At 69.9% G+C, this 11,701-nt stretch carries 8 protein-coding genes and 1 riboswitch; of the genes, 2 read left to right on the top strand and 6 right to left on the bottom strand.

All coding sequences use genetic code 11. The annotated features are described in order from the left end of the window. Positions 1–239 precede the first annotated feature (239 nt). A riboswitch (cobalamin riboswitch) is annotated at positions 240–392 on the top strand. 157 nt (positions 393–549) lie between these two features. Together K6I34_RS20305 and K6I34_RS20300 are read left to right on the top strand one after the other, a co-directional pair. Beyond that, positions 550–2,940, top strand: coding sequence for a ribonucleoside-diphosphate reductase subunit alpha (locus K6I34_RS20305; protein WP_229327731.1), 2,391 nt, complete (start codon positions 550–552; stop codon positions 2,938–2,940). Next, on the top strand, positions 2,940–3,956 hold the full coding sequence (locus tag K6I34_RS20300; RefSeq protein WP_229327730.1) for a ribonucleotide-diphosphate reductase subunit beta: 1,017 nt from the start codon (positions 2,940–2,942) through the stop codon (positions 3,954–3,956). The genes K6I34_RS20305 and K6I34_RS20300 overlap by 1 nt, the downstream gene beginning before the upstream one ends. A gap of 72 nt (positions 3,957–4,028) precedes the next feature. On the opposite strand, the gene K6I34_RS20295 is transcribed toward K6I34_RS20300, so the two are convergent. From K6I34_RS20295 to K6I34_RS20270, 6 genes are all read right to left on the bottom strand, one after another. Next, positions 4,029–6,284, bottom strand: coding sequence for a hypothetical protein (locus tag K6I34_RS20295; RefSeq protein ID WP_229327729.1), 2,256 nt, complete (start codon positions 6,282–6,284; stop codon positions 4,029–4,031). A 174-nt stretch (positions 6,285–6,458) separates the two neighbouring features. Next, positions 6,459–7,145: a DUF3800 domain-containing protein gene (locus tag K6I34_RS20290; RefSeq protein WP_229327728.1), complete on the bottom strand. Its 687-nt coding sequence runs from the start codon at positions 7,143–7,145 to the stop codon at positions 6,459–6,461. Positions 7,146–7,526: 381 nt separating this feature from the next. Further along, complete coding sequence (gene def, locus K6I34_RS20285; RefSeq protein WP_229327727.1) at positions 7,527–8,156, bottom strand: peptide deformylase; 630 nt, start codon at positions 8,154–8,156, stop codon at positions 7,527–7,529. Between the two features lie 71 nt (positions 8,157–8,227). Continuing rightward, complete coding sequence (locus K6I34_RS20280) at positions 8,228–9,214, bottom strand: hypothetical protein (protein WP_229327726.1); 987 nt, start codon at positions 9,212–9,214, stop codon at positions 8,228–8,230. 250 nt (positions 9,215–9,464) lie between these two features. Continuing rightward, positions 9,465–10,859: an HD-GYP domain-containing protein gene (locus K6I34_RS20275; RefSeq protein WP_229327725.1), complete on the bottom strand. Its 1,395-nt coding sequence runs from the start codon at positions 10,857–10,859 to the stop codon at positions 9,465–9,467. Further along, positions 10,856–11,701 (bottom strand): HD-GYP domain-containing protein (locus K6I34_RS20270; protein WP_229327724.1); only part of this gene is annotated, 846 nt, incomplete at its 5' end. The genes K6I34_RS20275 and K6I34_RS20270, both read right to left, overlap by 4 nt.

The following is an 11,701-nucleotide window of genomic DNA, read 5'->3' as shown; positions in this document are numbered from 1 at the left end:
GTCCGGCGACCGCCGGTCGGTGGGGGCTGGTCGCGCAGTTCCCCGCGCCCCTTGCGGGGCGCCCCGAAACGCCCGGCGCCCCTCCCCGACCTCCGGCCCGACCCGGACCACCCCAGGGCCGCCACAGCCCCTCACGAGGGCCGTGGCGGCCCTTCGTCATGCCCCCTGCGTCCAGGGCCCGTTAGCACATTCCGCACCGTGCGATTACCGCGTGACACAAGATGTGGTGGTGCGTGCGAGGCCCGGCACTAGATGTATGCTCGTCCTCGCTGTCGTCGCAGGGGAATCCGGTGGAAATCCGGAACTGTCCCGCAACGGTGCATGTATGCCGTGATATCCCGTGGATATCGCATGCAGGAGTCCGAGTACCTGCCGACAGCACGCCCACGCTGAGCCGCCCCGGCCCCGCACGGGCGTTTTGTATTCGTCCGGGCCTCGCGGGTTGGGCCGATGGACGCTACGAGCATGCCCTGATCCCCTCAGGCGTGCCCGTACGCGCCCGTCGCGCGCCGCCCGCCCGCGCCCCCAGCCGAGCGAGGGAGAGCCTCAGTGACCATCGCGCCCGCCGATCCGGTCTCAGCGTCCGTGGAAGCGACCGGCGGCCCCGGGACCGCGCTGCTGCGCACCCTGACCGACCTCACCGCCGATCTGCCGGCCACCGACCCTGGCAAGGTCGCCGCCGCCGCACTGCGCGGCCGCAGCGCCACGTCGGACGAGGCCGAGCTGCGGTCCCTGGCCACCGAGGCCGCCGCGGGTCTGATCGCCGAGGAGCCCGAGTACTCCAAGCTCGCCGCCCGGCTGCTCACCCTCGCCATCGCCGACGAGGCCGCGGGCGAGGGCGCCACGTCCTTCGCCGCCTCCGTCGAGACGGGCCACCGCGAGGGCCTGATCGCCGACGACACCGTCACCTTCGTGCGCACGCACGCGGACGCCCTGAACGCCCTCGTCGAGCGCGCCCTCGCCGACGGCGCCGACGACCGCTTCGGCTACTTCGGCCTGCGCACCCTGCACAGCCGCTACCTGCTGCGCCACCCGATCACCCGCAACGTGATCGAGACCCCGCAGCACTTCCTGCTGCGCGTGGCCTGCGGCCTCGCCGAGGACCACTCGGAGCGCGCCCTCGCCGACGTCGCCGAGCTGTACGGGCTGACGAGCACCCTCTCGTACCTGCCCTCCTCCCCCACGCTCTTCAACTCCGGCACCCGGCACCCGCAGATGTCGTCCTGCTACCTGCTGGACTCGCCGCTGGACGAGCTGGACTCGATCTACGACCGCTACCACCAGGTGGCGCGTCTGTCGAAGCACGCGGGCGGCATCGGGCTCTCCTACTCGCGCATCCGTTCCCGCGGCTCCCTCATCCGTGGCACCAACGGGCACTCCAACGGCATCGTGCCGTTCCTGCGCACGCTCGACGCCTCCGTCGCCGCCGTCAACCAGGGCGGCCGCCGCAAGGGCGCGGCCTGCGTCTACCTGGAGACCTGGCACGCCGACATCGAGGAGTTCCTGGAGCTCCGCGACAACACCGGTGAGGAGGCCCGCCGCACCCACAACCTCAACATCGCGCACTGGATCCCGGACGAGTTCATGCGCCGTGTCGAGGCGGACGCGGACTGGTCGCTGTTCTCCCCCTCCGACACGCCCGACCTGGTCGACCTCTACGGCGACGAGTTCGACGCCGCGTACCGCGCGTACGAGGCCGCGGGCAAGGCCGTCAAGACCATCCCGGCGCGCGTGCTCTACGCCCGGATGATGCGCACCCTCGCGCAGACCGGCAACGGCTGGATGACGTTCAAGGACGCCGCCAACCGCACCGCCAACCAGACGGCCGAGAAGGGCGCGGTCGTCCACTCCTCGAACCTCTGCACGGAGATCCTCGAGGTCACGAACGACGGCGAGACCGCGGTCTGCAACCTGGGCTCCGTCAACCTCGCGCAGCACCTCGGTGCCGACGGCGAGCTGGACTGGGAGAAGCTGGACCGCACGGTCCGCACGGCCGTCACCTTCCTCGACCGCGTCGTGGACATCAACTTCTACCCGACCGAGCAGGCCGGCAGCTCCAACAGCCGCTGGCGCCCGGTGGGCCTGGGCCTCATGGGTCTGCAGGACGTCTTCTTCCGCCTGCGCATGCCCTTCGACTCCCCCGAGGCGAAGGCGCTGTCCACCAAGATCTCCGAGCGGATCATGCTCGCGGCGTACGAGGCGTCCGCCGACCTCGCCGAGCGGCACGGCCCGCACGCGGCGTGGGAGGCCACCCGTACCGCCCGCGGCGTGCTGCACCCGGACCACTACCCCAACGCCGTCGCCGCCTGGGCCGACCGCTGGGACGCGCTGCGCGCCCGCATCGGCGAGGTCGGCATGCGCAACTCGCTGCTGCTCGCCATCGCCCCGACGGCGACCATCGCCTCGATCGCCGGCGTCTACGAGTGCATCGAGCCGCAGGTCTCCAACCTCTTCAAGCGCGAGACGCTCTCCGGTGAGTTCCTGCAGGTCAACACCTACCTGGTGGAGGACCTGAAGAAGCTCGGCGTGTGGGACCGCACCACGCGTGAGGCGATGACCGAGGCCAACGGCTCGATCCAGGACATGAAGTGGATCCCACAGGAGGTGCGCGACCTCTACCGCACCGCCTGGGAGGTCCCGCAGCGCGCCCTGATCGACATGGCCGCGGCCCGTACGCCGTACATCGACCAGAGCCAGTCGCTCAACCTCTTCATGGCCTCGCCCACCATCGGCAAGCTGAGCTCGATGTACGCGTACGCCTGGAAGCAGGGCATCAAGACGACGTACTACCTGCGCTCGCGCCCGGCCACCCGGATCGCCCGCGCCGCGTCCGGCTCCACCGGTGCCGCCACGACCATCCCCGTGCAGCAGGCCGCGCCCGACGCGGACGCCATCGCCTGCTCCCTCGAAAACCCCGAGTCCTGCGAGGCCTGCCAGTAATGTCGACCGAACGCCAGAAGAACCTGCTCGACCCCGGCTTCGAGCTGACGCTGCGCCCCATGCGGTACCCGGACTTCTACGACCGCTACCGCGACGCGATCAAGAACACCTGGACCGTCGAGGAGGTCGACCTCCACTCGGACGTCGCCGACCTGGCGAAGCTCTCCCCGGGTGAGCAGCACATGATCGGCCGCCTGGTCGCCTTCTTCGCGACCGGCGACTCGATCGTGTCCAACAACCTCGTGCTGACGCTGTACAAGCACATCAACTCGCCCGAGGCGCGCCTCTACCTGTCGCGGCAGCTGTTCGAGGAGGCCGTGCACGTCCAGTTCTATCTGACGCTGCTCGACACCTACCTGCCCGACCCGGACGACCGCGCCGCCGCCTTCGCGGCCGTGGAGAACATCCCCTCCATCCGCGAGAAGGCGCAGTTCTGCTTCAAGTGGATCAACGAGGTCGAGAAGCTGGAGAGCCTGCAGACGAAGGCCGACCGCCGTCGCTTCCTGCTCAACCTCATCTGCTTCGCCGCGTGCATCGAGGGCCTCTTCTTCTACGGCGCCTTCGCCTACGTGTACTGGTTCCGCAGCCGCGGCCTGCTGCACGGCCTGGCGACCGGCACCAACTGGGTGTTCCGCGACGAGTCCATGCACATGGACTTCGCGTTCTCCGTCGTGGACACCGTCCGCGAGGAGGAGCCGGACCTCTTCGACGACGAGCTCCAGCAGCAGGTCACGGACATGCTGAAGGAGGCCGTCGAGTGCGAGCTGCAGTTCGCCCGCGACCTGTGCGGTGACGGCCTGCCGGGCATGAACACCGACTCCATGCGCGAGTACCTGCAGTGCGTCGCCGACCAGCGCCTGCAGCGCCTGGGCTTCCCCCCGGTGTTCGGCTCGGAGAACCCGTTCTCCTTCATGGAGCTCCAGAACGTCCAGGAGCTGACCAACTTCTTCGAGCGCCGCGCATCCGCGTACCAGGTGGCGGTCGAGGGCTCGGTCTCCTTCGACGACGAGTTCTAGCAGAAGCGGGTCCCGGGACGGGACCGCAGCCCTGGCTGTGCCCCGCCGGATTTTATCCGGCGGGGCACAGTTCTATTCCTCTTCTTCTTCGCTCTCCCCATCTTCGGGCCACTCATCGCCCTCTTCGGACGGATCTTCCGGAGCGCAGTTGTAGAGAACATTCTGCAAATCGATCGCCCTGGAATGGAGTTTGACCCACTCCTCGTAGGAGCCCATGGGGTGCAACGTCCCCGATTCCCCTCCCAGAGTCATGAGACGCTCCAGGCTGCGCATTGTGAGATCGAGCCGTGATTCGAAGGAGCGCCGTTCATCGGCCAACTGTTCGGGAATCGATTTCTCCCTTCCGAGCTCGTTGTCCGATGCCCGGCGCTCGCCTTCCATCTGAGCCGCGAGCTGCGGATCCGAGGTCGCCACGACCTCGTACTGGGTCAGCGGCTCGGCGGCATCGGCGCTGTCACGCCTGACCCGGTCAGGGGCATCGAGGTCGACGGAAACCAGCTCGTAGTGGTCTCCCGGGACCGTGTCGTCATGCTGTTTCTCAAATTGCTTCTCAGTGAGCGAGTTCAACGGTAGCCGGCCGGCGTCGAAGGCATTGGCAGCGAGCGCGAGGATCCACAACCCCTTCTCGTTGTCCGCCTGTGACAGGCCACCCACGATCTTGTGCACATCCGCACGGAAGGGAACGATGTTGGCGGCAACCGCCGAGCCTACGTTTCGAGCAATGAGCTTGTCGGCGATCAGCGCCACTCCGCCCGCCACGGCGAGCGTATTACGTGCACTGATGTCACCCACCAGTGCTCGATCGACCAGGGTGGTGAAATCCGCTGTGGGTGTCGGCACCCAGCCATCACGCAGGACATCGGGGCAGAGCACGCCCCCGTTCTGCCATGCGTTCCTCGCCTGCTTGAGGACCCGCTGTTTCGCAGCACGCCAGGGCAGATCGACCATGGGGCCCAGGAGACCTGCAAACCCTTTGTCCCCCATGCGTTTGTCGCCCTTGATCTCCTTCGCATAGCGCTTCAGCGGCTCGAAAAGGCTCTCCCGGGTGAGGGAATGCACGATGTACACGGCTCGCCACAGGGGGGTTCCGGGAATCCGATCGTCGCGGAAGACATCAGGGGTCGACGAGAAACTCTTCCTCCCCACCACCAAGTCGTACAGACCCTGCAGTTCATCGGTTTCCCAGTCGTCGACCCCCGTTTGAACCACGCGTTTCAGCGCCCGGGTCCCCACCTCGACGTTCTGTGCCGACGGGTCCCAGGCCTTGAACTCGACGTGTACGGAGGCCAGGATGGACCGCACCGCGTCGTCGAAGAGGTCCGCGCCACGCAGCGAGCCGCCGCGGTGCGCCTCGACACCCACTGCGATCTGAGCAGGCAGAACGGATGCCTGCCCGATTTGAATCGCCCTCGCCGACGGCTGTTCCCCCGCAACCCCCTTGAGGAACTCGCCCCGCAACTCGGCCAGCACATCCTCGCGCCCCTGTGCCATCCGCTGACTGAGCGGGCGTTCAGCGGCACCCCGACGCTGAGGACGCTCTGCCAACAACAGCCGAACGGCTTGCTGCGCCACTTCCACGCTCGATGCGGACGCACCTGCAAGCACCTTCCACGCGCTGGCGAGTCGCGTGATGCCGTCCCTCACGGCCAGAGCATGAACCGGCTCCGTTCCGTCCTCGAACTCGAAGACCACAGGGTGGGCGATGACAGCCCTGGTCACCCTCCGGGCCAGGATCGACTCGTCGTACCTGTTGATCCGCAGAGTCGCTTCGAAGGTCTGCAAGATGTGATCACGCAGGTGGGAGCGGTCACGGTAACGGTAGCGGACGGCCGCCTGCGGTGATTCCCCGTCGAGCACGCCCAGGACGTCGGGGTCCGCCGTCGGCAGATGCTCCTGTCCCGTCCGGGGCTGGAGCCCCGGGAAGAGCTCGGTGAGCCATACCCGGGCATGGACCGACCTCAGCGTCGCCCCGTCGACGTGTTCCTCCACCAGCATGCTCGCGGCAGAACCGGCCTGTTGGAGCCGCAGTTGCCCCGCGAGAGCCTCGGGATGCACTACGGCCCGCGCCACGGCATGCCAGGCGTCATCGGACAGGCGCGTGTAGGGATTTCGCTCACCCGCGCGAACGGCTTTGGCTCGCTCGCCGGCGCTGGACTGCTCCGGCATGACGCGCTCGAAGCCGGTGACGGTGACCTCGCTGGCCCCCCAGACAACCGGGATCGTCTCGGCCGGATCAAGCCGAACGGTCACCGTCGGCTCTTCCACCTCGTCTGCGCCCACCGCATCCGAGAAGTGCGGATACTGCAAACCTTGCAGTTCTTCGTCCATCTCCATCCCTCCGCCGATCACGCTGTGTAGCCGTCGGCTCGTTGTTGCGTACGGAGTGTCGGTCTGGGAGACTTGACCTGCGGTCCCGGCCCGAGTATTCGGGGTCCCGGGTCCAGCTTTTCCGAGCCCCGGCCCATGGCCGGGGCTCTGTGTTTGCCGTGCCTGCCCCTGGCTTCAGAGCTCCGCAGGCTCCTGCGCCAAGGGGAGCCGGGACCTGTACCAATCCCACATGAACTGCTTGCCCGGAGCCCGGATCACACTCTGGAAGGCGGTGTAGGCGACGAGATCGGCGCACTGGAGAAAGTGATTCTCCCTCGCCGGCTGGAAGACCGAGTCCTCGACGATACGGCGTGCCACCCCGGCGAGCTCCCGGTGCACGCGGCGATAGGCATGCTCCGTGCCGTCACCGTCCACGATCACCACCGCATGGGAATCCGTGGCGACGAGCTCCTCGTTGAGCCGGTGGAGCCAGGCGCGGTACAAGTCGACCCGGTCACGGGCGTAGTCCTTCGTCCTGCGGTACACAGCACCGGTACGGACGCCCGGCATCCGCGCGATCACATCGAGGGCCTTGAGCGCGACGGGGCCCCGGTGGCGCTTCTGGCGATTCCAGGACTCCAGCACCGAAGGGTTCCCGCGCCCAGGAACAAAGTTCACCGCGTGGAATTCATAGTCCACCGGAATCTGCGTTTTCTCGTCCTCGTACAACTGCACACGGAAGCGCTTCCAGTCCTCCATGGCGACGTTCCAGGTGCGGGCGTCGACATCGAGCCAACCCAGGGCTGCGACATCCCGGGCATTGCCGGAGTCGTCGACGTAGACGACACGAAAGGTACCCTGTTCGGCGGCCAGAGCGGCCACCCCCCAACCGGAGACTTTCCGGCCGAACTCGGCTGGGCAGCCGGGCCGTTCCCTGCACTCAGGCAGGGGCGTGGGTCTCCTTCACCACGTGCAACGGCACACGGATGGCACGCGCGCGGACACCGCTCAACCGGCGATTCCGCCCACTTGGGCTTCCTCACCAGGCCAGCCGCGGCTCTCCGAGGAGAGCCTTCAGGACAGTTCCCGACCCCTACGTCACGCCACCACCATGTGGCACGTATACAACTACGGTACTACCTATATGAATTGACTCTCAACCAGCTACCGCTTCACCAAACTGTTCGACTGTCGAGCGCAGACATGGCAACGGGCCGCGTCCATTCATCTGGACGCGGCCCGCATCGGCCCTGCTCCGCCGAATCAGTCGTTCGGGACGACGGGGTACCGCGGCGTGCCCTCCGCCATCTGCTTCAGCGCGTCCTTGCGGTCGCGCTTCGAGAGGCGGTCGATGTAGAGGTAGCCGTAGAGGTGGTCCGTCTCGTGCTGGAGGCAGCGGGCGAAGTAGCCCGTGCCCTGGACGCGGATGGGGTTGCCCTGGGCGTCCTGGCCGCTGACGATCGCGTAGTCGGGGCGGGCCAGCTCGGCGTAGGCGGTGGGGACGGACAGGCAGCCCTCGTTGGACTCGTCGAGGACGCGCCGGTCGGCCGGGAGCTCCTCCAGGACGGGGTTGCAGACGGCGCCCACGTGGCGCACGCCCTCGTCGTCCATGCAGTCGTAGACGAAGACCTTCAGGTCCACGCCGATCTGGTTGGCGGCCAGGCCGACGCCCTCGGCGGTGCGCTGGCTGGCGAACATGTCGTCGATGAGCTGCGCGAGCTCGTCGTCGAACGCGGTGACGTCCTTGCACTCCTTGTGCAGCACCGGGTTGCCGACGACGGTGATCGGGCGGGACGTGCCACGCTCGCGGTGCGCGAGCTCGCGCTCCTCGCAGTCCTCGGTGTCCACGATGAACTCGTCGGTCACCGGCTGATCCGTCTCTTGCTGCGCCATTCCGCCGTTACGCCTCTCTCAAATGCCCGAAAAGGATGCCTGTACAGGGTAAGCGTGCCGCGGTACGGGCCTCAGCAGACCTCTTCCAGATCCCGCCACTCGCGGGTGTCCGGGCTGTCGGCGACCCAGCCGTCGAGCAGGCCGCGGACCAGGCCGGCGGGGGCCGCGATGCCGCACTCGCGCTCGGGCACCCAGAGGGAGCCGGAGCCCGCCGTGCGATGGCCCAGGGGGCCCGGGTGGCCGGGCTCGCTGTGGTCGTGCGGGTCGAGGTGCTCGCCGTCGCCCTCGTCGCTGGGCATCCGGCTCTCGGAGCAGGTGCGGCACAGCAGCCGTACGGACGAGGACCAGTCCTCGGCGGCGAACCCGGCGTCGGCGGCGAGCCGCTCCAGGGCGTCCCGGTCGGCCTCGGTGGCGGCCTCCAGGAGGACCACCCAGGTCGGCACGGGTGACGGTGCCCACAGCTCGATCTCGTCGAAGACCGGGTACGAGGGCCCGGCGGCGGTGACCCGCTCGCCGTGCGGGACGCCGTCGTGCAGCACGACCTCGCCCCAGCGCCGCCCGGAGGACGGCAGCGGGATGGAGAGGACCTCCATCCGGGCCGGGTCGAGCCTGCGGCCCCAGACGACCTCCGCCTCGCCCTCCGGGGAGAGCCGTACGGCCGCGCTGCCCAGCTCCATGCCGACCGGTTCGCCCGCCGGGGCGGCGTCGCCGGGCACCCGCAGGCCGTACGCCTGCCAGGCCCGGCGGGCCAGCGGCCAGTCCTGGAGGGCGGTGGCGGCGATGCCCACGTTCCACCAGTCGGGGGCGCCCGCCTCGCGGTCCAGCAGGGCGACGGCCCGCAGCCCCGCGGCGCGGGCCTGCTCCCAGTCGTGCCGGAACTTGTGCAGCAGCGCGAGGTTGAACCACGACTCGGACAGCCACGGCTCCATGTCGGCGGCACGGGTCAGGAGCGCGCCCGCGTCCTCGTACCGGCCGTCGCCGATCAAAGTGAAAGCACGGTCGGTGGCCTGCCGCCACGAGGCGGAAGGCCGATGCCGTACCTTGCCGAAGATCCTCACGATTCCCGCCTGCCGGTTTCTGCGTGCGACCACGCCGGATGACCCAGGTGGAGGCCGCCGTCCTCCCTGACGACAACCTGCCACATCTCTCTCGCTCCGGGAAGCCGCGGCCGCCCCTCCTCGAAGAAGGCGACGCACGCGACACCCCCCGTAGTCGGTGCTCTGTGTGCCCTTTTCTTCTCTTCTTGCTTCTCTTCGCATCCAACCATGCCCCTTTGGACGCCCGCTCATTACCCGTGGGTTCAGCGGCTCACTCCCGCCTTTCCCGGACCATTGCGGAACCGGGGCGGGGCCTTGCCACAGGGCCGGGGGCACGGCCGGGGACATGGCCGGGAACACGGCCCGTGACGGGGTCGGCACGGCGGGCCAGCACCCGGGCCAGAGCCTCCACGACCTGCGGATCGTGGTCGTGGGCGGTGGCCAGCCGGAGCCGTTCCAGGGCATGCGGCGGGCCGCAGGAGGGGGCGCCCGCGAGGTCCTCGTAGGCGTTGGCGGTACGGACGATCCGGGCGGCGACCGGCTGCTCGCGGAACGGGTCGGCCTGGCACTCCACGACGACCGCGACCTCGCCGGGGACCCCGGCCTGCCGGACCACGGCGCCGCCCAGCAGGGCGATACGGCGGCGCTCGGCGGGTGGCAGGAGCTCGGTGGCCCCGGCGGGCACCGGGTCCAGCAGCGAGAGCTGGCCGATGTCGTGCATGAGCGCCGCGTACTCCAGAACGGTGAGGTCCGCCTCGGCCAGGCCCAGCTCACGGCCGGTGGCCCGGCTGAGGGCGGCGACCCGGCGGGCGTGCCCGGCCGGGGTATGGCCCGCGATCTCCGTGGACCGGGCCAGGGAGGCGATCGTCTGGCGGCGGGTGGCGCGCACGGCGGCGTAGCGGCGGAAGGACAGCTGGGTGAGCAGCAGCGGCAGGCAGAAGACCGGCAGCGCCCACAGTCCGGCGACGGCCACGGCGAGCGACATCACGACGGCGGTCGCGCAGATCGCCGTGCCGATGCCGGGCAGGGCGCGCAGCTCGTCGCGGAGGGCCGGTCCGTACGGGCCGCCGGTACGGGCCCGGGCCAGCGCGGCGGCCAGGACGGCGTCGCACAGGGCGGTGAGCGCGAGCAGGAGCAGCAGGACAGGCGCGTAGCACGGGCCGTGTCCCGGCCAGCGACCGAGGGCGCCGCACGCGTGCAGTGGCTGGAAACAGAGCGCGGCGAAGCCCGCGGTCAGCAGGCGGCGCGCGAGGTGGTCGCGGGCGGGCGGGCGCCCGAGGGCCCCGGCGAGCACGGCGGCGAGGACGACGGCGACGACCTGGGCGGGGCCGGGCGCCGCGGGCTCCCGGCCGACCTCGCCGAGCAGGGCGTACGCGAGGGTGCCCGCCGCTCCCACGGGTGCGGGCTCGCGGGCCTCGGCCGGGGCACCGGCGGAGCGGCGCCCTCGGCCGCCGGCCTCGCCGAGGGCGATCAACACCCCGTAGGCGAGGGCGACTCGGGGGTGTTCGAGGCCGTGCCGTGACGTGCCGAGGAGCGCGGCGAGGGCGACGGCCGCGGCGGCGGCGTGCACGCAGTGGACGACCACCGCGGCGTTCACCTGTGCGGTGAGCGCGGTGAGGCGTACGGCGCGTGGGGACCGGGCGGCGGGCGCGGCGGGGGCGCTCATCCCTCGCCGCCGTGACGGCTCGCTCCGGTGACCGATTCCCGGACCACATCCCCATAAGAAGGGACGTTTCCGCTGGGCAGAATTATGCAATCCGTGAGTGTGGAGGCGGCGGTGCCCGCGATGTCGTCCTCCGGGGTGGTGGCGGGGTGCCAGCCGTGGCGTTCGAGCGCGACCTGGAGCGCCTCGACCATGCGGGGGTCGAACTGGGTGCCGGAGCAGCGGTGGAGCTCGGCCAGGGCGGCGTCGACGGGCCGGGCGCGGCTGTAGCTGCGGGTGGTGGTCATCGCGTCGAAGGCGTCGGCGACGGCGACGATCCGGGCGAACTGCGGGATCTGGCGCCCGCTGAGCCCGTACGGATAGCCCCTGCCGTCGAGGCGTTCGTGGTGGTGGAGGATCGCCGCGCGGGCCTCGTCCAGGAAGCCGATGCCGCGCACCATCTCGTGGCCGTACTCGGGGTGGAGCTCGATGACGCGCCGCTCCTCCGGGGTGAGGGGGCCATCCTTGCGCAACAGCCGGGTGGGGACGCCGAGTTTGCCGACGTCGTGCAGGATGCCCGCGAAGCGCAGGGCCTCCAGTCGCTCCCCCGCCATGCCGAGCTCGCGGGCGATCAGCACGGAGGCCCGGCCGACGCGCTCGCCGTGGCCGCGCGTGTACCGGTCCTTGATCCCGACGGCCTGCACCAGGGCGCGGACGGTGGCCTGGTGGGCGGCGCGCTCGCGCTCGTAGCGGTCCAGGAACCAGGACGAGACGGACATGGGCAGCAGCACGAGGAGCGCGGCGGGCGGGCCGTACGGGCTGCGCCACAGCACCGCGGTCATCAGGCCGGTGGGGCCGTGCACCAG

Origin of the sequence: Streptomyces sp. UNOC14_S4, assembly GCF_020740835.1 — a bacterium.
In the GTDB taxonomy this organism is placed as follows: Bacteria; Actinomycetota; Actinomycetes; order Streptomycetales; family Streptomycetaceae; genus Streptomyces.
This window is presented reverse-complemented; position numbering and strand designations above follow the sequence as displayed.

Coding starts and splice junctions, on each gene's coding strand:
- K6I34_RS20300 (WP_229327730.1), top strand. CDS start 2,940: ATGTCGACCGAACGCCAGAAGAACCTGCTCGACCCCGGCTTCGAGCTG.
- K6I34_RS20295 (WP_229327729.1), bottom strand. CDS start 6,284: ATGGACGAAGAACTGCAAGGTTTGCAGTATCCGCACTTCTCGGATGCG.
- def (WP_229327727.1), bottom strand. CDS start 8,156: ATGGCGCAGCAAGAGACGGATCAGCCGGTGACCGACGAGTTCATCGTG.
- K6I34_RS20275 (WP_229327725.1), bottom strand. CDS start 10,859: ATGAGCGCCCCCGCCGCGCCCGCCGCCCGGTCCCCACGCGCCGTACGC.